General features: G+C 51.3%; 21 protein-coding genes. 8 read left to right on the top strand and 13 right to left on the bottom strand.

Annotated features, from left to right (window positions below; all coding sequences use genetic code 11):
• Window positions 1–3 precede the first annotated feature (3 nt).
• The 9 genes from atpH to asnC all read right to left on the bottom strand — a co-directional run bounded on the left by atpH (window position 4) and on the right by asnC (window position 7170).
• Window positions 4–537 carry a F0F1 ATP synthase subunit delta gene (atpH, locus tag OGX67_RS02155; RefSeq protein WP_003023799.1) on the bottom strand — a complete coding sequence of 178 codons (534 nt, stop codon included), beginning with the start codon at window positions 535–537 and terminating at the stop codon, window positions 4–6.
• A 14-nt stretch (window positions 538–551) separates the two neighbouring features.
• A complete protein-coding gene (gene atpF / locus OGX67_RS02150; RefSeq protein ID WP_003023796.1) occupies window positions 552–1022 on the bottom strand; it encodes a F0F1 ATP synthase subunit B in 471 nt (156 codons plus the stop codon).
• A 59-nt stretch (window positions 1023–1081) separates the two neighbouring features.
• Window positions 1082–1321, bottom strand: coding sequence for a F0F1 ATP synthase subunit C (gene atpE / locus OGX67_RS02145; protein ID WP_003023794.1), 240 nt, complete (start codon window positions 1319–1321; stop codon window positions 1082–1084).
• Between the two features lie 46 nt (window positions 1322–1367).
• Window positions 1368–2183 (bottom strand): F0F1 ATP synthase subunit A, encoded by an 816-nt coding sequence (atpB, locus tag OGX67_RS02140; protein ID WP_003023792.1) that lies wholly within the window; start codon window positions 2181–2183, stop codon window positions 1368–1370.
• 7 nt (window positions 2184–2190) lie between these two features.
• The gene (gene atpI, locus OGX67_RS02135) at window positions 2191–2571 is read right to left on the bottom strand and encodes a F0F1 ATP synthase subunit I (RefSeq protein ID WP_003023790.1); all 381 of its coding nucleotides are present in this window, start codon (window positions 2569–2571) and stop codon (window positions 2191–2193) included.
• A gap of 614 nt (window positions 2572–3185) precedes the next feature.
• On the bottom strand, window positions 3186–3809 hold the full coding sequence (gene rsmG / locus OGX67_RS02130) for a 16S rRNA (guanine(527)-N(7))-methyltransferase RsmG (RefSeq protein ID WP_003023788.1): 624 nt from the start codon (window positions 3807–3809) through the stop codon (window positions 3186–3188).
• Between the two features lie 101 nt (window positions 3810–3910).
• Window positions 3911–5800: a tRNA uridine-5-carboxymethylaminomethyl(34) synthesis enzyme MnmG gene (mnmG, locus tag OGX67_RS02125; protein WP_003023784.1), complete on the bottom strand. Its 1890-nt coding sequence runs from the start codon at window positions 5798–5800 to the stop codon at window positions 3911–3913.
• A 373-nt stretch (window positions 5801–6173) separates the two neighbouring features.
• On the bottom strand, window positions 6174–6623 hold the full coding sequence (gene mioC, locus OGX67_RS02120) for an FMN-binding protein MioC (RefSeq protein ID WP_003023782.1): 450 nt from the start codon (window positions 6621–6623) through the stop codon (window positions 6174–6176).
• Window positions 6624–6711: 88 nt separating this feature from the next.
• Window positions 6712–7170, bottom strand: a complete 459-nt coding sequence (asnC, locus tag OGX67_RS02115; protein ID WP_003023780.1) for a transcriptional regulator AsnC — start codon at window positions 7168–7170, stop codon at window positions 6712–6714.
• A gap of 151 nt (window positions 7171–7321) precedes the next feature.
• On the opposite strand from asnC, the gene asnA reads away from it, so the two are divergent.
• Window positions 7322–8314 carry an aspartate--ammonia ligase gene (asnA, locus tag OGX67_RS02110; protein WP_003827009.1) on the top strand — a complete coding sequence of 331 codons (993 nt, stop codon included), beginning with the start codon at window positions 7322–7324 and terminating at the stop codon, window positions 8312–8314.
• Between the two features lie 3 nt (window positions 8315–8317).
• On the opposite strand, the gene viaA is transcribed toward asnA, so the two are convergent.
• Both viaA and ravA read right to left on the bottom strand, forming a co-directional pair.
• Entirely contained in the window at window positions 8318–9769 is a 1452-nt protein-coding gene (viaA, locus tag OGX67_RS02105; RefSeq protein WP_003023773.1) for an ATPase RavA stimulator ViaA, read from the bottom strand.
• The gene (ravA, locus tag OGX67_RS02100; protein WP_048217015.1) at window positions 9763–11259 is read right to left on the bottom strand and encodes an ATPase RavA; all 1497 of its coding nucleotides are present in this window, start codon (window positions 11257–11259) and stop codon (window positions 9763–9765) included. Before ravA ends, viaA begins: the two co-directional genes overlap by 7 nt.
• 329 nt (window positions 11260–11588) lie before the next feature.
• On the opposite strand from ravA, the gene kup reads away from it, so the two are divergent.
• The 7 genes from kup (at window position 11589) to rbsR (ending at window position 19535) form a co-directional block, all read left to right on the top strand.
• The gene (gene kup, locus OGX67_RS02095; protein ID WP_003023768.1) at window positions 11589–13457 is read left to right on the top strand and encodes a low affinity potassium transporter Kup; all 1869 of its coding nucleotides are present in this window, start codon (window positions 11589–11591) and stop codon (window positions 13455–13457) included.
• A 192-nt stretch (window positions 13458–13649) separates the two neighbouring features.
• A complete protein-coding gene (rbsD, locus tag OGX67_RS02090) occupies window positions 13650–14069 on the top strand; it encodes a D-ribose pyranase (RefSeq protein ID WP_003023766.1) in 420 nt (139 codons plus the stop codon).
• A gap of 7 nt (window positions 14070–14076) precedes the next feature.
• Window positions 14077–15582: a ribose ABC transporter ATP-binding protein RbsA gene (rbsA, locus tag OGX67_RS02085; RefSeq protein WP_169330478.1), complete on the top strand. Its 1506-nt coding sequence runs from the start codon at window positions 14077–14079 to the stop codon at window positions 15580–15582.
• 5 nt (window positions 15583–15587) lie between these two features.
• Window positions 15588–16553, top strand: a complete 966-nt coding sequence (gene rbsC / locus OGX67_RS02080; protein ID WP_003023762.1) for a ribose ABC transporter permease — start codon at window positions 15588–15590, stop codon at window positions 16551–16553.
• A 24-nt stretch (window positions 16554–16577) separates the two neighbouring features.
• Window positions 16578–17468, top strand: coding sequence for a ribose ABC transporter substrate-binding protein RbsB (rbsB, locus tag OGX67_RS02075; RefSeq protein ID WP_003023760.1), 891 nt, complete (start codon window positions 16578–16580; stop codon window positions 17466–17468).
• A gap of 141 nt (window positions 17469–17609) precedes the next feature.
• Window positions 17610–18539, top strand: a complete 930-nt coding sequence (gene rbsK, locus OGX67_RS02070) for a ribokinase (RefSeq protein ID WP_003023758.1) — start codon at window positions 17610–17612, stop codon at window positions 18537–18539.
• Window positions 18540–18542: 3 nt separating this feature from the next.
• On the top strand, window positions 18543–19535 hold the full coding sequence (gene rbsR / locus OGX67_RS02065) for a ribose operon transcriptional repressor RbsR (RefSeq protein WP_003023757.1): 993 nt from the start codon (window positions 18543–18545) through the stop codon (window positions 19533–19535).
• On the opposite strand, the gene mdtD is transcribed toward rbsR, so the two are convergent.
• Both mdtD and OGX67_RS02055 read right to left on the bottom strand, forming a co-directional pair.
• Window positions 19501–20928 (bottom strand): multidrug transporter subunit MdtD, encoded by a 1428-nt coding sequence (gene mdtD, locus OGX67_RS02060; RefSeq protein ID WP_003840564.1) that lies wholly within the window; start codon window positions 20926–20928, stop codon window positions 19501–19503. The genes rbsR and mdtD overlap by 35 nt on opposite strands.
• A 1-nt stretch (window position 20929) precedes the next feature.
• Entirely contained in the window at window positions 20930–21634 is a 705-nt protein-coding gene (locus tag OGX67_RS02055) for a FadR/GntR family transcriptional regulator (protein WP_003023753.1), read from the bottom strand.
• Window positions 21635–21849: the final 215 nt, after the last annotated feature.

Genomic DNA, 21849 nt, shown 5'->3' with positions numbered 1-21849 from the left:
CCCTTAAGACTGCAAGACGTCTGCAAGGCGTTCAAGACGGCCGCGTACGCTGCCATCAATGACCATATCACCCGCTCGGATGATTACGCCTGCCATTACAGACTTATCGATTTTGCAATTCAGCTTAACTTTGCGTGACAGACGTTTTTCCATCGCTGCGCTAATCTTCTTAAGCTGTTCATCACTCAGTGCATTGGCAGAAGTAACTTCTACCTCAGAGATAGCCTCACTGGCTGCACGCAGGTGAATAAACTGCTCAAGAACATCCGGGAGCGCATTCAGACGGTTATTTTCAGCCATTACCCGAATCAGGTTTTGGCCGCTTTCGTCCAGTTGCTCACCGCATACGGCGATAAACGACTCAGCGAGCGTTTCCGGCGCCAGCGCGCCAGAGAGAAGCTCTGCCATTTGTTCGTTTTTTGTCACCTCAGCGGCAAACATCAGCATATCCTGCCAACGGTCAACGCTTTGGTGCTCAACGGCAAAGTCAAAAGCTGCTTTGGCGTAGGGGCGAGCTACCGTAACAAATTCAGACATCAGCCCCTCCCTCCTTACAGTTCAGCGACAAGTTTGTCCACGATGTCGCTATTAGCAGCTTCATCCACGGAACGTTCGATGATCTTCTCGGCGCCAGCAACAGCCAGGATAGCAACTTGCTTACGCAGCTCTTCGCGAGCACGTTTACGCTCGGCTTCAATTTCCGCCTGCGCCTGTGCCACGATTTTAGTACGTTCCTGCTCTGCTTCAGTTTTAGCTTCGTCCAGGATCTGAGCACGGCGTTTGTTCGCCTGCTCGATGATTACCTGAGCTTCCGCCTTCGCTTTTTTCAGCTGGTCGGTCGCGCTGGCCTTTGCAAGGTCAAGATCCTTATGTGCTCGTTCTGCAGAAGCAAGGCCGTCAGCAATTTCTTTTTGACGTTTTTCGATGGCAGCCATTAAAGGCGGCCATACGTACTTCATGCAGAACAGAACGAACAGGACAAACGCGATGGCCTGGCCGAGGATTGTTGCGTTAAGATTCACAGCACAATGCCTCTATCTAGTTAACGTTCTGATATTGCTCTTAATTCAAGCAACGCTTACTACGCGACAGCAAACATCACGTACAGACCCAGACCTACAGCGATCATTGGGATTGCATCCACCAGACCCATAACGATAAAGAACTGAGTACGCAGCAGAGGAATCAGATCCGGTTGACGCGCTGCGCCTTCCAGGAATTTACCCCCGAGGATGCCGATACCGATCGCAGCACCGATTGCCGCCAGACCCATCATCACAGCGGCAGCAATGTACAGCAGATCCATATTCAGGTTTTCCATGACAGTCTCCAGTTTGTTTCAGTTAAAACGTAGTAGTGTTGGTAAATTAATGCTCTTCAGATGCCATCGACAGATAGACAATCGTCAGAACCATAAATATGAAGGCTTGCAGCGTGATAATCAGTATGTGGAAAATGGCCCACGGCACATTCAGGATCCACTGTGACCACCACGGCAACAGACCAGCAATCAGAATGAAAATCAGCTCACCAGCGTACATGTTACCGAACAGTCGCAGACCAAGTGAGATTGGTTTGGACAGCAGGCTTACCCCTTCAAGGATTAAGTTGACAGGGATGAACGCCCAGTGATTGAACGGCTGCAGCGTCAACTCTTTCGCGAAGCCACCGATGCCTTTCATTTTGATGCTGTAGAACAGAATGAGGATAAATACGCCCAGCGCCATCGACAGGGTGATGTTCACGTCAGCAGACGGAACCACACGCAGAGCCGGTAGGCCAAAGATATGCTCACCGATGTACGGCAGCAGGTCGATAGGCAGCAAATCCATCAAGTTCATCAGGAATACCCAGACGAAAATCGTCAGGGCCAGCGGAGCAATCAGCTTGCTTTTGCCATGGTACATGTCTTTCACGCTACCATGCACAAAGCCGATTACCAGCTCAATCGCAGTCTGAAATTTACCTGGTACGCCGCTGGTCGCCTTTTTGGCTACGCTACGGAACATAAGCAGGAACAACAGACCCAGAACCACCGAGAAGAAAATGGAGTCAATATTGAGCGTCCAGAAGGTGGCTGGGGGGTTGTGCGGATCCACCAGCGAGAATGTACGTAGGTCCAACTGAAGGTTATTCAGATGGTGTCCTATGTAATCCTGCGGCGTCATATTTTCTGAAGCCATGATGCCTTTACCCTTTGTTGTTAATTACAGCCGGCGCCAGTATCTGAACCACCAGCACCAAAACCCACGTAACGATCAGCGGCATGAATACCGCTTTCAAAACAGCCAACGCCACCACCAACAACACCAGCATAGCTAATACCTTGAAGGCTTCGCCGAAAGCGAACGTCCAGGCTACTCGGCCTTTAGCTGGTGTATGTGCCTGGTGACGCCAGGCAAATATCATAAACAACACATTAGGCAGTAACACTGCCAATCCACCGCACAATGCGGAGATGCCCCAGAAAGGGTCTTTGAGGCTAAATAGCAGTCCACTTGCTATTACCGCCAGAAACTGTGTGAGCAAAAGCTTACGAGCAACGTTTCGACTCAAGAGCGACATAGACATCACGTTTTTACTCCTGCTCCCTTCGAGGTATGCCGCGTGTCGTATAAAACGTTCTTTATGGCTTAGAGTCAAGCATCAAAAAGCGGTCAAATTATACGGTGCGCCTTCTCGATTTCAAACAATAAGTAGCTAAAAAGTGAATAAATGTTTAAATATTTTTCGCTACGCCACATTTATCACTTTTATGCAAACTGTGAACGATCATGCAAAACTGCAAAAGCCGCGTAAACACTGGCTGCAAAGCGTGCACCAGATCACATATTAAGCATATTCGCCCCAGCACTATTTATTTACTTGGCAAATGATGCCATTTCAACTTTTTGATATTTAAGCCTAAAATTCGTTACTGTTTTAAAAATAGCGAATAACAACAAAAAAACCACCCATTGACATTTATAATAAAAAATTAACACGAGCGGTGATTCTTTGATTCTATTTTTAGCAGGCTGATATTTTCACAGCTGACTTGTTTCACTTTTAACAAAAAACGGTACGTTATAGTTATGATGCAAAACCGTAAGGCATTAGTGAAATGTAACGACATTTAACCACACTATTCCTTATGACTTTTAACACCCAAAGAACCGTTTTTTTTCTATTTTTTTTGATAAAAATTAAATTTTGTTTGGCTTAATAACCACCAGATGACGTTCACCATCCAGTTGCGGAACGCGTAATTTTTCGACCGACTCGACGCTGAATTCTGCAGGCAACGAGGCAATTTCATCTTCAGGCAACTGCCCTTTTAGCGCATAAAAGCGCCCTTCCTGACCAGGCAAATGATGGCACCAGCTCACCATATCATTGAGTGACGCGAAAGCACGGCTAATCACCCCATCAAACGGCGGCTCTGAAGGGAATTCTTCAACGCGACTTTGCACTGGAGTGATGTTAGTAAGCGCAAGCTCATGCTGCACCTGGCGCAAGAAACGAACGCGTTTTCCCAGGCTATCCAGCAGTGTGAAATGCGCTTCAGGACGTACGATGGAGAGAGGGATTCCCGGCAGGCCCGGACCAGTGCCGACATCGATAAAACGCTCGCCCTTCAGGTACGGCGCGACGACAATGCTGTCCAGAATATGGCGCACCAGCATTTCGTTGGGATCACGCACCGACGTCAGGTTGTACGCTTTGTTCCATTTATGCAGCATATCGACATACGCAATCAGCTGATTTTTCTGGTGATCGGTAAGAGAAATACCGGCATCTGCCAGCAGACGAGAGAGTTTGTTGAGCACGGTCGTTACCTGTAAATAATCTATTGCCCGACGCGCTGTCGCTTATCGGGCCGACAAATTTGTAGGGCGGGCAAACGAAGCACTCCCGCCAAAAAGTGATATCAAGCGCTGCGACGCAGCATACCTTGTTTTTTCAGCCATACCAGCAGAATGGAGATGGCGGCAGGTGTTACGCCGGAAATACGCGATGCCTGGCCGATCGATACCGGTTTGTGATCGTTCAGTTTGGCAATGACCTCATTCGACAAGCCGGAGACCTGACGATAATCCAGCGTTGCAGGCAACAAGGTGTTCTCATTACGCTGTTGTCTCTCGATCTCTTCCTGCTGACGGGCGATATATCCTTCGTATTTCACCTGAATTTCAACCTGTTCCGCGGCCTGAGCATCATCAAGCGCAGGTGCAAACGCAGATAAAGAGGTCAACTGAGCATAGGTCATATCCGGGCGACGCAGCAGATCTTCACCGCTCGCTTCACGTGACAGAGGTGTCGCCAGGTGAGCATTCACTTCTGCAGCGGACTCCGCTAACGGATTCACCCAGGTTGATTTGAGACGCTGGCGTTCTTGTTCAATACGCTCCAGCTTCTCGTTGAAGCGAGCCCAACGCTCATCGTCCACCAGTCCCAGCTCACGGCCAATTTCGGTCAGACGCAGGTCGGCGTTATCTTCGCGCAGCATCAAACGGTATTCCGCGCGTGAGGTGAACATGCGGTACGGTTCTTTGGTGCCCAGCGTACACAGATCGTCCACCAGCACACCAAGATAAGCCTGATCGCGGCGCGGCGCCCAGCCGTCTTTGTCAGCAGACAAGCGTGCGGCGTTCAGACCAGCCAGCATCCCTTGCGCGGCAGCTTCTTCATAACCGGTCGTACCGTTGATCTGACCAGCAAAGAACAGACCCTGGATGAATTTGCTTTCCAGAGTAGGTTTCAGGTCGCGCGGATCGAAGAAATCGTACTCAATCGCGTAGCCAGGACGGACGATTCTGGCATTTTCCATCCCCTGCATGGAACGGACAATTTGCATCTGCACATCGAACGGCAGGCTGGTGGAGATGCCATTCGGGTAAATTTCGTTAGACGTCAGTCCTTCCGGTTCGAGGAAGATCTGATGCTGGTTACGATCGGCAAAGCGCATCACTTTGTCTTCGATCGACGGGCAATAGCGTGGGCCGATACCTTCGATCACGCCTGCGTACATCGGGCTACGATCGAGGTTATTACGGATCACATCATGGGTTTTTTCATTGGTATGCGTGATGTAACACGGCATCTGGCGCGGATGTTGAGAAGCATCGCCCAGGAATGAGAAGACCGGCATCGGGTTATCGCTGTTTTGCTGGCCGAGCACGCTGAAATCAATCGTGCGCGCATCGATTCGCGGCGGTGTACCGGTTTTCAGGCGACTGACGCGCAGCGGCAGTTCACGCAGACGACGTGACAGCGGAATAGACGGCGGATCGCCAGCGCGGCCACCGCTGTAGTTGTCCAGACCAATATGAATTTTGCCGTCGAGGAAAGTCCCCACGGTTAACACGACCGCTTTGGCACGGAACTTCAGTCCCATTTGGGTTACCGCGCCTACGACACGATCGTTTTCAACAATCAGATCTTCAACCGCCTGTTGGAAGATCATCAGGTTGGGTTGATTCTCCAGTGCGGTACGTACCGCCTGGCGATAGAGCACACGATCGGCCTGAGCGCGAGTAGCACGAACGGCAGGCCCTTTGCTGGCGTTTAGTATCCTAAACTGGATACCCGCATGGTCGATCGCTTTTGCCATCAACCCACCAAGCGCATCCACTTCTTTTACCAGGTGTCCCTTCCCAATACCGCCAATCGCCGGGTTGCAGCTCATCTGCCCCAACGTGTCGATATTGTGTGTCAAAAGCAGAGTCTGTTGACCCATTCGCGCTGCGGCCATCGCGGCCTCAGTGCCTGCATGACCCCCGCCAATGATGATGACGTCAAAAGGATCCTGATAAAACATGGTGGTTTGCCTCGCGTAAAGCGGTTTGAAAATGGATTGAAGCCCGGGCCGTGGATTCTACTCAACTTTAGTCGATGGAGAAAGACCTGGGATCCTGGGTATTAAAAAGAAGATCTTTTTATTTAGAGATCTGTTTTATTGTGATCTCTTATTAGGATCGCACCTTTCTGTGGATAAGGGCGATCCTTTAAGTAAGATCAACAGGTTGTTGAGGATCATTAGCTGTGAATGATCGGTGATCCTGGTCCGTATAAGCTGGGATCAGAATGAAGGGTTATACACAACTCAAAAACTGAACAACGGTTGTTCTTGGGATAACTACCGGTTGATCCAAGCTTTTAACCAGAGTTATCCACATAAAAAAGTACGATCTTTACAAATCTCTGAGCAACGGATGCCACGATCCCAGCCAAATTTCAGCCGGATCTTCCGGAATTTCATGTTCCAGTACGTTGATCCTGAGTGTTTCGCCGATCTGTTTTGCCCCACAGGCCTTCAATTCGGCTTCCAGCTTGTCGATTGCGCCGCAAAAGGTGTCATATTCACGACTGCCGATCCCGATTGCACCAAAGTGCACTTGTGACAGGTTCGGTTTCTGCTCGCGTAAGGCATCATATAAAGGCTGCAGGTTGTCAGGAATGTCTCCTGCTCCGTGTGTGGAGCTGATAATCAGCCAGATCCCGTCAGTCGGAACCTCTTCAAGCATTGGTCCATGCAGTATTTCGCTGGAAAAACCGGCGTCGTCCAGCTTTTCAGCCAGATGCTCTGCTACATATTCCGCACTGCCAAGCGTACTACCGCTGATAAGAGTGATGTCTGCCATGATCGCCCACCTTTATAAAGAGGGCGTATTGTACGCTGTGTGCGAGCTGGGATCTACCTGTGGAAAAATAGGGGATTAAAAAAACCGATCATGGCTTGATGGTACGCATAATCGGGTTCTGCAAGACGATCAGGGTTTCAGTGGACTGAATTTCGTCAATTGTTTGGATCTTGTTGATAAGTACCTGCTGCAACGCGTCGATCGATTTGCACATTACCTTAATAAAGATGCTGTAGTGCCCGGTGGTGTAATACGCTTCGGTCACTTCATCGAGGCTTTCCAGTCTTGCAAGTGCTGACGGATAGTCTTTCGCGCTTTTCAGAATGATGCCGATAAAGCAGCCGACGTCGTAACCCAATTGTTTGGGACTAACATCAATCCGCGCGCCAGTAATAATCCCGGCCTGCTTCATCTTTTCTACGCGAACGTGAATTGTTCCTGGGCTGACGCCGAACTGTTTGGCTAATTCTGCGTAGGCAGTACGGGCATTTTCCATCAGGGCATCAAGAATGCCGCGGTCCAGATTGTCGATCTGATAATTTTCCATAGGTTTTTCTTATGTAGATTAATGATTCCCTCTATTTTAGACGTTAATTTTAACGAATCAAAATCGAAGTCGGCTTTTTGTTTGTTGATTATTGAATATTACCTCCATTCTGTTGCTTAATCATAGGCAACAGGACACAGGAGTACACATAATGAAAACCGCTTACATTGCCAAACAACGTCAAATTAGCTTCGTAAAATCTCATTTTTCTCGCCAGCTGGAAGAGCGTTTAGGTCTGATCGAAGTTCAGGCTCCGATCCTCAGCCGCGTTGGAGATGGCACGCAGGATAACTTGTCGGGCTGTGAAAAAGCGGTGCAGGTGAAGGTTAAAGCATTGCCAGACGCTCAATTCGAAGTGGTTCATTCACTGGCGAAGTGGAAGCGTCAAACGTTAGGACAACACGACTTTAGCGCAGGCGAGGGGCTGTACACGCATATGAAAGCCCTGCGTCCCGATGAAGATCGCCTCTCCCCGCTGCACTCAGTGTACGTTGACCAGTGGGACTGGGAGCGCGTGATGGGCGACGGTGAGCGTCAATTCTCCACTCTGAAAAGCACGGTAGAGGCTATCTGGGCGGGAATTAAGGCCACCGAAGCTGCGGTTAGCAAAGAGTTTGGTCTGGCACCGTTCCTGCCAGAGCAGATCCACTTTGTTCATAGCCAGGAGCTGTTATCTCGTTATCCGGATCTTGACGCAAAAGGTCGTGAACGTGCGATTGCTAAAGAGCTGGGCGCGGTATTCCTGGTGGGGATCGGCGGTAAACTCAGTGACGGTCACCGTCATGATGTACGCGCGCCGGATTATGATGACTGGAGTTCAGCGTCTGAGCTGGGTCATGCCGGTCTGAACGGTGATATTCTGGTCTGGAACCCGGTTCTGGAAGATGCGTTTGAGCTGTCTTCTATGGGGATCCGTGTGGATGCTGACGCTCTGAAACACCAGCTGTCTTTGACCGGTGATGAAGATCGCCTGAGTCTGGAATGGCACCAGGCGCTGCTGCGTGGTGAAATGCCGCAGACGATTGGTGGGGGGATTGGGCAGTCGCGTCTGACCATGCTGTTGCTGCAATTACCGCACATTGGCCAGGTTCAGTGTGGCGTATGGCCGGCCCAGGTACGTGAAAGCGTCGCTTCTCTGCTGTAACAATTAACGCCGCCAGCGTCTGAGCAGGCGGCTTCGCATCCCGGTATCAAAGCGCCAGATATGATCGAAAATGCGCATGATGCCGGGTTTGCCATGTGCTGACATCGCTACCGCATGAAAACGGTGCTGGTGCACCCGCTGTAATTCCCCCACTTTGCTGACGACTTCATCGGGTAATCGCTGAGCGATAAAATCTGAGATAACCACCGCATCGGCATCAAACCATTCCCGACCCTGCATGCGTTCAATAATGGCGCGAAAACAGCTGGCAATATCAGTGCCGCCACGAAAGCGCTGACTTAAAAAGCGGATCGCCTGTTCGATGCCCTCCGGGCCGGAAAGCTCATAGCGCACCACTTCTGTTGAAAACAGCATAATGAAACAACGCCGGTTATCGGCAAGGGCGACGCGCATTAGCGCCAGGCAAAAGGCTTTCGCACACTGCTCATTAAACCCGCCCATCGATCCTGATGTATCAACGCAGACGATAAAAGGTCCGCGCGGCTGCTCGTCAAAATCCTGATGCACCACCGGACGTTCTGTTACTTTCTCACGCCATGCTTCGCCGTGCAGGCGGTAGGTCAGCAGTTGCTTTTCCACCAGCCGTCGGTAGAACTCGTATTCCAGTTCGGTAATGCCCAACGTGGCCAGTTCTGGCGGTAGCAGGCGCAGGATATCGTCACTTTGCTGGATGCCATCCACCTGCTCCGGGACGGTTGCCGGTTCGCGCACCAGGGTACGGAAGGTTTCCATTGGCGCATCTTTACGCGGCACGGATTTCGCCTCTCTGGAACGACCTAACTGCTCGGCCAGGCGCTGGAGTTCGGGTTGTTGCGTCAGAAATTCACCGTATTTCACCATCAACTGATAATCACCTCGCTTGATTTGGCCCGCGCTCATATCCCACAACCGGCCTGCAGCGTTGTCATTTTCCGCCAGAACGGGTTCCAGTTGTCCGCTAAGGGTCATCCGTTCCTGTACTTCACTGAGCAAATGCTCGCGCTCTTCTTCCAGCAGTTGCTGATTCAGCGTTGTGGTTTGCACCACCAGGCTCAGGCGCCAGCGCTGGAGAAAAAGCGTATGCAGGGCGGGCGTAAAGGTGCTGTTGTCATTGACCAGTTGCTGCGCTTGCCCAGCCCAGGGCGAATGGAGTCGGTGCAATAGCGATAATATTTGCGGTAGTTGAACGATAAACTGCGCATGAGAGAGGAGCTGGCTTTGTTGATAACAAATGACCTCTTCTGCCAACTCTGGCGGCACATGGGTATCTTTGAGGCGGCTACGCAAAGATTCGCGCCAGCGGGGAATATCGTCAGTGATCGCTTTTTTAAGGCGAGGAAATTTTTTAAAAAATACCACCATCTTTGGGGAAGCCAACAGGGCGACGATCATCTCTTCGATCATCGCCTCTTCGCTGACTGCCAGCATTATGTTGAGTGTATCAAGGGTCAGCATTGTTGCGCCTGGCGGATTTGCGCCCCGACATCCTGCAGGCTGGCCTCAATGCGGCCTAACCAGTCGCTATGAATAAACAGGCATTTTTGCTGTTCGCTGAATGCGCTGTGCTGCTGATGCCACTCGTTATCGAGGGCTTCAAGCTCCTGTTTTATCTCTGCGGGCATACTCTCTTGCGAAGCCCCCGGCATCGCCAGGCGAGAACCCTGTAAACTGACATCGCGCACAACCAGATGCTGTGCACTATCGACTTCCATATTCAGCGTTTGGGCAAAGCCGATCCCGTTTAATTTTCCGCGGATTTCACCGCCTTTTGTTAGCCACAGTTCCAGCGCACTGCGTTCGAAAGCAATATGGATAACTTCCATATCATGCAGCTTTAATGGCTTTTGTAGCAGTAATGTCACGACTGAGGACGTAGCTTCCGGTGGTAAATCATAATGAGGACGACGACTGAACATGCCACCCTGACGGATTACCGTGAACGCCGTTTTGTCGCTTTGTTGCTGCTGGAGTTGAATGCGGCGCTGCACAATACTGCCCAGGCGCGTCAGCATGGCTTGCTGCTGCCAGGCGTGTCCGGTCATCAATATTTCAAGCTGCTGTTGCATCAGATTCAGGCTTTGCGCGTCGTACCACAGACAATCTTTCAGCAGGATCAGGTCGATAGGTACTACCGCATCACGTCCGCTAAAGAAAGCGCTGGCCTGGAGTAAGCGGATCGCTTTTTTCCAGCGACGATCGGACACGTAGGGGGCATTCGGTAGCGTGTCCAACTGCTGGCGTAGGGTGAAAATAAGCTCAAACACGCGATCGGGAAGCTTGATGGCGCCAATGTCTTTTTGCCACTGGTGATACTCTTCATCCGTCACCTGCAATGATGCGGGGACCGGGTTGTCGCTTTCATCCTGCTGACTTAGCAGCATGGAGCGGAAATTGGCCTTGTCCTGAACTTTATCCAGCCACAGACGAATCAGCATACGGTCGTACAGCGCTTCCAGGCTGCTGTCGGCTTCAGGCAGTTCGTTGGAAGCGGCCACCAGCAGACGCATCGGAATTTTTTCTTCATACGCGCCGTTGCGAAAGTGACGTTCGTTAATGGCGGTCAGCAGGGTGTTAAGAATTGCCGGGCCTGCTTTCCAGATTTCATCGAGAAAAACGATTTCAGCTTCAGGAAGATAGCCCGCCGTTAAGCGTTCATAGCGACCTTCGTCTTTAAGGGCCTGAATGGACAGCGGGCCGAAAACTTCTTCCGGCGTAGAGAAGCGCGTCATCAGGTATTCAAAAGCGCGTGCATTTTGGAAGGCAAACTTCAGTCGGCGGGCAATTAAGCTCTTTGCGATCCCCGGGGGCCCTAATAAGAAAACGCTCTCGCCGCTGAGTGCTGCCAGCAGACACAGACGAATGGCGTGGCTACGTTCAAAAAGTCCCTTTTCCAGCGCATTGCTCAGACGGGAAATTCTTTCCGCTAATAAATGTGGGTGAGCCATAATGAAGTGGCGTCCTTTCGCCAAATGTACTGCATAAACTGCGAGTATAGATGCTTCACACCATTGCAGTAATAGACTGAAGGTGCGCTTATTTTTCTTTGAGCCAGATTAATCTGGTCTCATTTAGGGGTACGATTTTGTGATTAATCGTGCATACTGTGCGCCTTTTTGTGGGCCAAGGGACGACGCACACATTTCTTATATATACACCAAATCAATCAAGCTGCACCAAGGCGGCAATGGAGTTTTCTCCTGGGATGGGGGGAATAACGAATGCAGCCCACACGGAGTGGCTTGAAAGATGATGTGTATAAACGAAAGACGAGTCTATGAGCACTGATAATAAACAATCATTGTCTGCGATTACCCTTGCAGCCATTGGGGTTGTCTACGGTGATATTGGTACCAGCCCACTTTATACGCTTCGTGAATGTTTGTCCGGCCAGTTTGGTTTTGGCGTTGAACGTGATGCCGTATTTGGTTTTCTCTCGCTGATTTTCTGGCTGCTGATCTTTGTTGTCTCCATTAAATACCTGACGTTTGTCATGCGCGCAGATAACGCCGGAGAAGGCGGGATCCTGACGCTGATGTCATTGGCCGGGCGCAATACCTCGGCGCGAACAACCTCCATGCTGGTCATTATGGGATTGATAGGCGGCAGCTTCTTCTATGGTGAAGTGGTGATTACGCCAGCCATTTCGGTGATGTCTGCGATTGAAGGTCTGGAGATTATTGCCCCGCAACTGGATACCTGGATTGTTCCGCTCTCGATAATCGTACTGACCCTGCTGTTTTTGATTCAAAAACACGGTACCGGCATGGTCGGTAAGCTGTTTGCGCCGATTATGCTGCTGTGGTTCCTGACGCTGGCGGTTTTAGGCGTGCGCAGTATTATTGGCAATCCGGAAGTACTGCAGGCGCTAAATCCGTATTGGGCGGTGCATTTCTTCCTCGAATTCAAAACGTTGTCTTTTATTGCGCTGGGTGCGGTGGTGCTGTCGATTACCGGTGTTGAAGCGCTGTATGCGGATATGGGCCACTTCGGTAAGTTGCCGATTCGCCTGGCATGGTTCTCTGTGGTGTTGCCTTCACTGGTACTGAACTATTTTGGTCAGGGGGCGCTACTGTTAAAGCATCCTGAAGCGATCAAAAACCCGTTCTTCCTGTTGGCGCCAGACTGGGCGTTGATCCCGCTACTGATCCTCGCCGCGCTGGCGACGGTAATCGCTTCGCAGGCGGTTATCTCCGGTGTCTTCTCGCTGACGCGTCAGGCCGTGCGTTTGGGATATTTATCGCCAATGCGCATTATCCATACCTCGGAAATGGAGTCGGGCCAGATCTACATTCCTTTCGTTAACTGGATGCTCTATTTTGCGGTGGTTATCGTGATTGTGAGTTTTGAACACTCCAGTAATCTGGCCGCGGCGTACGGGATTGCGGTAACGGGGACGATGGTGCTGACCTCTATTTTGTCGACCACCGTGGCGCGCAAAAACTGGCACTGGAATAAATACTTCGTCTTCCTGATCCTGGTGGCATTCTTGTGCGTCGATGTTCCGCTGTTCTCCGCGAACCTCGATAAACTGATTTCCGGCGGTTGGCTGCCTCTGACGCTGGGTCTGGTGATGTTCACCATCATGACCACCTGGAAAAGTGAGCGCTTCCGTCTGCTGCGTCGCATGCATGAGCACGGTAACTCTCTGGAGGCGATGATTGCTTCTCTGGAGAAATCGCCACCGGTACGCGTGCCGGGAACGGCTGTATATATGTCCCGCGCACTGAACGTCATCCCGTTTGCGCTTCTGCATAACCTCAAACATAACAAGGTGCTGCATGAGCGCGTTATTCTGCTGACGCTGCGCACGGAAGATGCGCCCTATGTTCACAACGTGCGTAGGGTGCAGATTGAGCAGTTATCGCCCACCTTCTGGCGCGTGGTTGCCAGCTACGGTTGGCGCGAAACGCCGAACGTGGAGGAAGTGTTCCATCGCTGCGGTCTGGAAGGCTTAAGCTGCCGGATGATGGAAACCTCCTTCTTCATGTCGCACGAGTCGCTGATTGTCGGCAAACGACCATGGTACTTGCGTCTGCGCGGTAAGCTGTATCTGCTGTTACAGCGCAATGCGCTGCGTGCGCCGGACCAGTTTGAAATCCCACCGAACCGGGTTATTGAGCTCGGTACTCAGGTCGAGATTTAATCTCATCGACGCCCTCTTTCATCGTGAAAGGGGGCGTTTTGTTTTGCCCCTCCCAGTTTTCATTTCATCTAATGATAATCCTTGCGAAACGTTTCGATGGCGATCACATTTTCGTAACGTCGCGGTGGTTTTCTGTCCACTCTTCGCACTACACTTATCTCCAGCGAAACGTTTCGCTAGTGGGGAAAGAAAATGAAGAAAGGCACGGTTCTCAACTCTGAAATTTCATCGGTGATCTCCCGTCTGGGGCATACCGATACGCTGGTGGTGTGTGATGCAGGTTTACCCATCCCGAACAGCACAACGCGTATCGATATGGCATTAACCCAGGGCGTACCTTCTTTTATGCAGGTACTGGATGTGGTCACACGTGAAATGCAGGTCGAGGCGGCCATTCTCGCGTCGGAAATTAAACAACATAATCCGCAACTCCACGAAACGTTGCTCAGCCACATTGAGCAACTGCAACAACACCAGGGAAACACCATAGAAATTCGTTACACCACGCATGAACAATTCAAAAAACAAACCGCAGACAGTCAGGCGGTAATTCGCAGCGGAGAGTGTTCTCCGTATGCGAATATTATTCTCTGTGCTGGCGTCACGTTCTGAGGCCATCATGAACGCATTACTGCAACTCAAAGGGATCGATAAAGCGTTCCCGGGCGTAAAAGCGCTATCCGGCGCCGCGCTGAATGTCTACCCAGGCCGCGTAATGGCGCTGGTGGGCGAAAACGGCGCGGGTAAATCCACCATGATGAAGGTGCTGACCGGAATCTACACCCGTGATGCCGGTTCCTTATTGTGGCTGGGGAAAGAGACCACCTTTAACGGCCCGAAATCCTCCCAGGAAGCCGGAATCGGTATCATCCACCAGGAGCTGAACCTGATCCCGCAACTCACTATCGCTGAAAACATTTTTCTCGGTCGTGAGTTTGTGAATCGCTTTGGCAAAATTGACTGGAAGAAGATGTACGCCGAAGCCGATCTGCTGCTCGCCAAACTCAATCTGCGCTTTAAAAGCGACAGGCTGGTCGGTGAGTTGTCGATTGGCGATCAGCAGATGGTCGAAATTGCTAAAGTGCTGAGCTTTGAATCGAAGGTCATCATTATGGATGAACCGACGGATGCCCTCACCGATACTGAAACCGAATCCCTGTTCCGCGTCATTCGCGAACTGAAATCCCAGGGACGCGGCATTGTCTATATTTCTCACCGCATGAAAGAGATCTTCGAGATTTGCGACGACGTAACCGTCTTCCGCGATGGGCAGTTTATTGCCGAGCGTGAAGTCGCATCGCTTACCGAAGACTCGCTGATTGAAATGATGGTGGGACGTAAGCTGGAAGATCAGTACCCGCGCCTGGAAAAAGCGCCGGGTGATATTCGTCTGAAGGTCGATAATCTGTGCGGTCCTGGCGTAAACGATGTGTCATTCACGCTGCGTAAAGGCGAGATCCTTGGCGTATCGGGGCTGATGGGGGCCGGACGTACCGAGCTGATGAAAGTGTTGTACGGCGCATTGCCACGCACCAGCGGCTACGTCACGCTTGATGGCCATGAAGTGGTTACCCGTTCGCCGCAGGATGGACTGGCTAACGGCATCGTCTATATTTCTGAAGACCGTAAACGCGATGGTTTAGTGCTCGGCATGTCGGTGAAAGAGAATATGTCACTGACCGCGCTGCGCTATTTCAGCCGTGCAGGTGGAAGCCTTAAACATAAAGATGAGCAGCAGGCGGTGGGTGATTTTATTCGTCTGTTCAATGTTAAAACCCCATCGATGGAACAGGCTATCGGCCTTCTTTCCGGTGGTAACCAGCAGAAAGTGGCGATTGCGCGCGGTCTGATGACCCGGCCAAAAGTGCTGATCCTTGATGAACCAACGCGCGGCGTTGACGTTGGGGCCAAGAAAGAAATCTATCAGCTTATCAACCAGTTTAAGTCCGATGGGCTGAGTATCATTCTGGTCTCTTCTGAGATGCCAGAAGTATTGGGCATGAGCGATCGAATTATCGTTATGCATGAAGGGCATCTCGGCGGTGAATTCACTCGCGAGCAGGCCACTCAGGAAGTATTAATGGCTGCCGCTGTGGGCAAGCTTAATCGCGTGAATCAGGAGTAAAAAAGATGACTACCCAGGCTGTTTCTGGTCGCCGTTATTTCACTAAAGCATGGCTTCTGGAGCAAAAGTCGCTCATCGCTCTGTTAGTGCTGATCGCGATTGTTTCCACCATGAGCCCTAACTTTTTTACCGTTAATAACCTGTTCAACATTCTTCAGCAAACGTCGGTGAACGCCATCATGGCGGTTGGCATGACGCTGGTTATCCTGACGTCGGGTATCGATCTGTCCGTCGGTTCCTTGCTGGCGCTGACCGGTGCGGTTGCGGCTTCGATTGTAGGGATTGAAGTCAATGCGCTGGTGGCTGTTGCTGCGGCCCTGGCGCTCGGCGCTGCCATTGGCGCGGTAACCGGGGTGATTGTAGCGAAAGGTCGCGTGCAGGCGTTTATCGCGACTCTGGTTATGATGCTGCTGCTGCGCGGTGTGACCATGGTCTACACCAACGGCAGTCCGGTAAACACCGGGTTTACTGACAATGCCGATCTGTTTGGCTGGTTCGGGATTGGTCGTCCGTTAGGCGTCCCTACGCCGGTGTGGATCATGGGGATTGTCTTCCTCGCGGCGTGGTACATGCTGCACCACACGCGTCTGGGGCGTTATATCTATGCGCTGGGCGGTAACGAAGCGGCAACGCGTCTGTCCGGTATCAGCGTCAGTAAAATCAAAATTATCGTTTACTCACTGTGCGGCCTGCTGGCATCACTGGCGGGCATCATTGAAGTTGCGCGCCTCTCCTCTGCGCAACCGACGGCAGGTACTGGCTATGAGTTGGATGCTATCGCTGCGGTGGTATTAGGCGGAACTAGCCTGGCGGGTGGTAAAGGACGAATTGTTGGGACGCTGATCGGCGCATTGATTCTTGGTTTCCTCAATAATGGGTTGAATTTGTTAGGTGTATCCTCCTATTACCAGATGATCGTCAAAGCGGTGGTGATTTTGCTGGCGGTACTGGTAGACAACAAAAAGCAGTAACAACGATTACAGGACATCTTAAATATGAACATGAAAAAACTGGCTACCCTAGTTTCTGCTGTTGCGCTGAGCGCCACCGTGAGTGCGAATGCGATGGCGAAAGATACCATTGCGCTGGTGGTCTCCACCCTCAATAACCCGTTCTTTGTTTCTCTGAAGGATGGGGCGCAAAAAGAGGCGGATAAGCTGGGTTACAACCTGGTGATTCTGGACTCGCAGAACAACCCGGCGAAAGAGCTGGCTAACGTTCAGGACTTAACGGTTCGTGGAACTAAAATTCTGCTGATCAACCCAACCGACTCTGATGCCGTTGGTAATGCTGTGAAGATGGCTAACCAGGCAAAAATTCCGGTTATTACCCTTGACCGTGTTGCCTCCAAAGGCGAAGTGGTAAGCCACATTGCGTCTGATAACGTGTTGGGCGGCAAAATTGCGGGTGATTACATCGCGAAGAAAGCTGGTGAAGGCGCAAAAGTTATCGAACTGCAGGGGATTGCCGGAACTTCAGCGGCGCGTGAGCGTGGCGAAGGTTTCCAGCAGGCCGTTGCGGCACACAAATTTAACGTACTGGCCAGCCAGCCGGCAGACTTCGACCGCACTAAAGGTTTGAACGTCATGCAGAACCTGCTGACTGCGCATCCTGATGTGCAGGCCGTATTTGCTCAGAACGATGAAATGGCGCTGGGTGCGCTGCGCGCACTGCAAACCGCGGGTAAATCTGATGTGATGGTGGTTGGATTTGACGGCACTCCAGATGGCGAAAAAGCAGTAAATGATGGCAAACTGGCTGCGACCATTGCTCAGTTGCCGGATCAGATCGGCGCGAAAGGCGTTGAGACTGCGGATAAAGTCCTGAAAGGCGAGAAGGTTCAGGCTAAATATCCGGTTGACCTGAAGCTGGTCATCAAGCAGTAATACCGATTCAGGTCGCTCGCGGCCTGATGGAGACATAAATACGCCATCCCCGTATCTGGTTTTGGGGATGAAAGCGTAAAAAGAAAAGCAGGGCACGCGCCACCCTAACCCGGTGGCGCACTTTGACTTGGAACACCAAATATGAAAACCGCAGGCAACCTCGTTGTTCTTGGCAGTATCAATGCCGATCACATCCTTAACCTTAACTCTTTCCCGACACCTGGTGAAACCGTAACCGGTAGTCATTATCAGGTCGCATTTGGCGGTAAAGGCGCGAATCAGGCTGTTGCTGCGGGTCGTAGTGGCGCGAATATCGCATTCATTGCCTGTACGGGCGATGATGATATTGGCGAAAGTGTGCGTAAACAGTTAGCCAAAGACAACATTGATATTGCGCCGATTAGCGTAATTTCGGGGGAATCGACCGGTGTTGCGTTGATTTTTGTGAATGGTGAAGGTGAGAACGTTATCGGCATTCATGCTGGAGCTAACGCAGCTCTTTCGCCAGCGCTGGTGGAAGCACAGCATGAGCGTATTGCGCAGGCGTCCGCTTTACTGATGCAGCTAGAGTCGCCGATCGAAAGCGTTCTGGCTGCGGCAAAGATTGCACATCAAAATAAGACCATGGTCGCCCTAAATCCGGCTCCGGCACGTGAACTTTCTGACGAGCTGTTGGCGCTGGTAGATATTATTACCCCGAATGAAACCGAGGCTGAAAAGCTGACGGGGATCCGGGTTGAAAATGATGAAGACGCGGCCAAAGCGGCGCAGGCATTGCATGCTAAAGGAATCCATACTGTACTGATTACCTTAGGGAGTCGCGGTGTGTGGGCCAGCGTGAATGGCGAAGGTCAGCGAGTACCCGGTTTTAAAGTGGAAGCCGTTGATACTATTGCCGCCGGAGACACCTTTAATGGCGCGTTAATTACAGCGTTACTGGAAGAGACTCCACTGCCTGAAGCGATCCGTTTTGCGCATGCCGCTGCGGCGATTGCGGTTACCCGTAAAGGCGCACAGCCTTCCGTTCCGTGGCGCGAAGAAATAGAAGCGTTTTTAAGTCAACAGAGGTAACGCTTGGCTACAATGAAGGACGTCGCCCGCCTGGCGGGTGTTTCCACGTCGACGGTTTCTCACGTCATTAATAAAGATCGCTTTGTCAGTGAGTCTGTCACTGACAAAGTAGAAGCTGCGATTAAAGCGCTTAACTACGCTCCCTCCGCGCTGGCGCGTAGCCTCAAGTTAAACCAGACCCGCACGATTGGCATGTTAATCACTGCCAGTACCAATCCCTTCTATTCTGAGCTGGTGCGCGGCGTTGAACGTAGCTGTTTTGAGCGCGGCTACAGCCTGGTGCTGTGCAATACCGAAGGCGATGAACAGCGCATGAACCGTAATCTGGAAACGCTAATGCAAAAACGCGTGGATGGTTTGCTGCTGCTCTGCACGGAAACACATCAGCCTTCCAGAGAGATAATGCAGCGTTACCCTTCTATACCGACCGTGATGATGGACTGGTCGCCCTTTGATGGTGAAAGCGATCTGATTCAGGATAACTCCCTGCTGGGCGGGGATTTAGCCACGCAACATCTTATCGAAAAAGGTTTTACGCGCATTGCCTGCATCACCGGGCCGCTGGATAAAACCCCGGCGCGTTTGCGTCTGGAAGGATATCGAGCGGCAATGAAGCGGGCGGGCTTGCCTGTCCCGGAAGGCTACGAGATTACCGGTGACTTTGAGTTTGGTGGCGGCTTTGAAGCTATGCAAACGTTGCTGTCGCATAAACAGCGACCGCAGGCCGTTTTTACCGGCAATGATGCAATGGCTGTTGGCGCGTATCAGGCTCTGTACCAGTCGGGATTGCGCATTCCGCAGGATATGGCGGTGGTGGGTTATGATGATATCGAGCTGGCGCGCTATATGACGCCTCCGCTGACGACCATACATCAACCAAAAGATGAATTGGGCGAACTGGCCATCGATGTATTAATCCATCGGATGGCCCAGCCCGCATTACAACAACAGCGTTTGCAGCTTACTCCTGTTTTGATGGAGCGGGGGTCGGTTTAGGTTTGTGCCGATCTTTGATCAGGTTACGTCCATCTTTGGCTTTTAGCAGCATGAACATCAGCGCGGATATTACCGTGATAGCGCCCATCGTCATAAAGGTGTAGTGGAACTGCTCGACCGTATTGGTTCCTTCCATACCTTCATAGATACGCAGAACGGCGGCGCTGATGGCAACCCCTAAACTGATTGATAACTGCTGAGTAACGGCCAATACGCTGTTGCCGCTGCTGGCGTTTTCATCGGTCAGATCCGCCAGAGTGATAGTATTCATTGAGGTAAACTGGGTGGACATCGCCATACCTAAAATGAACAGCGGCAGGATCAGCATCCAGACCGGCATGGCAGGAGATTGCAAAGCGAACTGCGCAATCATCAGGCCGATAAAAACCGTAACACCCACCAATGTGGTCCTGTAGCCGAGTTTGCGCAGAACCTGCGTCACCATGGATTTTGCCAGAATTGAACCCAACGCCGTTGGCGCCATCATACAACCGGCTATCAGAGCCGGATATCCAAAGCCTACCTGCAACATCAGCGGCATTAAGAAGGGCACGCAGCCTGTGCCCAGGCGAGTGGCGAGGTTGCCGGCGATCCCAACAGAAAAGGTTCGAGTCTTAAATATTGGAAGAGATATAAGTGGCGTTGGGTGACGACGAGCATGGCGAATATAGGCGAGTAGTAACAACACACTGGCAAGAATAATACCGAGTGCGACCCAGGTAGCGACAAGCTTCTCACCGAACAATTCAACGCCGCTGGAAAACAACACCAGGCTCAAACCAAACAGAAAGAAACCGGTCATATCAAAACCGCGGCGTGGGGTGGTGAAGTTCGGCATATATTTGCGAGCATAGAAGATACCGGCAATGCCAATTGGAATATTAATCAGGAAGATCCAGTGCCAACTGGCCCATGTAACCAGTACACCGCCCAATACCGGACCTAAAATCGGCCCCACAAGTCCAGGCATGGTGACGAAGTTAAGCACGGGAAGCAGTTCACTGCGAGGGTAGGCACGCAATAACGCCAGACGGGCAACGGGCATCATCATGGCGCCACCGATCCCCTGAATGACACGGAAAATCACCAGCTCGCTTAGGGAGCTGGACAGCGCACAGGCCAGCGATCCCAACGTAAACAGGCTAACAGCAATCATAAAGACGCGTCGGGTACCAAATCGGTCTGCCAACCAACCACTTACCGGGATCAGCATCGCGACCGTCAGGGTATAGCTGATTATGGCCGACTGCATGGCGAGCGGAGAGCGGTTAAGACTATGTGCTATTGCTGGTAGGGCGGTATTGAGGATAGTGGCGTCTAGTGCCTGCATAAAAAAGGCCATGGCTGCTATCCACGGTAGCCCGGCCATACTGCGTGATTTCTTTTCTGACATATTATTTATCCGGTAGCACGTTCGGTGCTATCAGCAATGCCTGACAAGCAGCAAAGGCGCGATCGCCATCGTTATCATCTATTGCATCGACAATGGCCTGGTGCAAATCCAGTTTCACCACATCGTTATAGGTAATAGAGGTAAAGTAGGTCTGGTAAACCGAATGGAACAGAGATGCAAAGGAAATAAGGAACGGATTCGCACTCATTTCATAGATGTGTTCATGCCAGGCGATATCAACCTCAATCCAGCGTTCGCGTCTGAAGTTTCTTTTCAGCTCGACCATCTCTTCCATCAGCGTGTTGAGGTGCGCTTTCTGTTCAGCCGTACCAATAGTCGCCGCCAGTAAACACGCCTGAGGCTCCAGGCTGATACGCATCACCAGAAAATGTTTAATGACCTGCGGGAAATTATCTTCCGTCATCCACCAGGTGAGCAGCTCCTGGTCGAGGAAGTTCCAGTTTGCTTGCGGCATGACGCGTGTGCCGATACGTGGGCGTGGTAATACCATACCTTTTGCCGTTAAAGTTTTTACCGCCTCTCTTACCGCGGTGCGACTCACACCAAACTGATCGCCCAGCTCTATTTCGCCAGGCAATATAGCGCCCGGCGCGTATTCACCTTTTAATATTCGCTGAGCCAGCTTTTCGGCCAGAACGTAGGACAAGTTTTTCTGTGCGGCTAGCTGTTGGGCATTTAATGGCATGAATGTTCTTCCTTACTCTTTTTCTTATTCATTAGTATGCCACCTGGAAGTGTGATTGCGGCTGCAAAAACGGCAATTTGCTTATTTTATGGCATGTTAATGGTTGTTTTGGTGAAAAAACACGCACTCAGAAAGTTATTTTAAATTTCCCCTTGTCAGCCTGAAATAACTCCCTATAATGCGCCTCCACTGACACGGAACAACGGATTACAAGC

It is taken from the genome of Citrobacter sp. Cf118, assembly GCF_030334095.1.
GTDB classification, from domain to species: Bacteria; Pseudomonadota; Gammaproteobacteria; order Enterobacterales; family Enterobacteriaceae; genus Citrobacter; species Citrobacter freundii.
The sequence above is the reverse complement of the archived record's forward strand: the minus strand, read 5'-3'. Positions and strand labels throughout refer to the sequence as shown.

Coding starts and splice junctions, on each gene's coding strand:
- atpH (WP_003023799.1), bottom strand. CDS start 537: ATGTCTGAATTTGTTACGGTAGCTCGCCCCTACGCCAAAGCAGCTTTT.
- atpE (WP_003023794.1), bottom strand. CDS start 1,321: ATGGAAAACCTGAATATGGATCTGCTGTACATTGCTGCCGCTGTGATG.
- atpB (WP_003023792.1), bottom strand. CDS start 2,183: ATGGCTTCAGAAAATATGACGCCGCAGGATTACATAGGACACCATCTG.
- atpI (WP_003023790.1), bottom strand. CDS start 2,571: ATGTCTATGTCGCTCTTGAGTCGAAACGTTGCTCGTAAGCTTTTGCTC.
- mnmG (WP_003023784.1), bottom strand. CDS start 5,800: ATGTTTTATCAGGATCCTTTTGACGTCATCATCATTGGCGGGGGTCAT.
- mioC (WP_003023782.1), bottom strand. CDS start 6,623: ATGGCAGACATCACTCTTATCAGCGGTAGTACGCTTGGCAGTGCGGAA.
- asnC (WP_003023780.1), bottom strand. CDS start 7,170: ATGGAAAATTATCAGATCGACAATCTGGACCGCGGCATTCTTGATGCC.
- asnA (WP_003827009.1), top strand. CDS start 7,322: ATGAAAACCGCTTACATTGCCAAACAACGTCAAATTAGCTTCGTAAAA.
- viaA (WP_003023773.1), bottom strand. CDS start 9,769: ATGCTGACCCTTGATACACTCAACATAATGCTGGCAGTCAGCGAAGAG.
- ravA (WP_048217015.1), bottom strand. CDS start 11,259: ATGGCTCACCCACATTTATTAGCGGAAAGAATTTCCCGTCTGAGCAAT.
- kup (WP_003023768.1), top strand. CDS start 11,589: ATGAGCACTGATAATAAACAATCATTGTCTGCGATTACCCTTGCAGCC.
- rbsD (WP_003023766.1), top strand. CDS start 13,650: ATGAAGAAAGGCACGGTTCTCAACTCTGAAATTTCATCGGTGATCTCC.
- rbsA (WP_169330478.1), top strand. CDS start 14,077: ATGAACGCATTACTGCAACTCAAAGGGATCGATAAAGCGTTCCCGGGC.
- rbsC (WP_003023762.1), top strand. CDS start 15,588: ATGACTACCCAGGCTGTTTCTGGTCGCCGTTATTTCACTAAAGCATGG.
- rbsB (WP_003023760.1), top strand. CDS start 16,578: ATGAACATGAAAAAACTGGCTACCCTAGTTTCTGCTGTTGCGCTGAGC.
- rbsK (WP_003023758.1), top strand. CDS start 17,610: ATGAAAACCGCAGGCAACCTCGTTGTTCTTGGCAGTATCAATGCCGAT.
- mdtD (WP_003840564.1), bottom strand. CDS start 20,928: ATGTCAGAAAAGAAATCACGCAGTATGGCCGGGCTACCGTGGATAGCA.
- OGX67_RS02055 (WP_003023753.1), bottom strand. CDS start 21,634: ATGCCATTAAATGCCCAACAGCTAGCCGCACAGAAAAACTTGTCCTAC.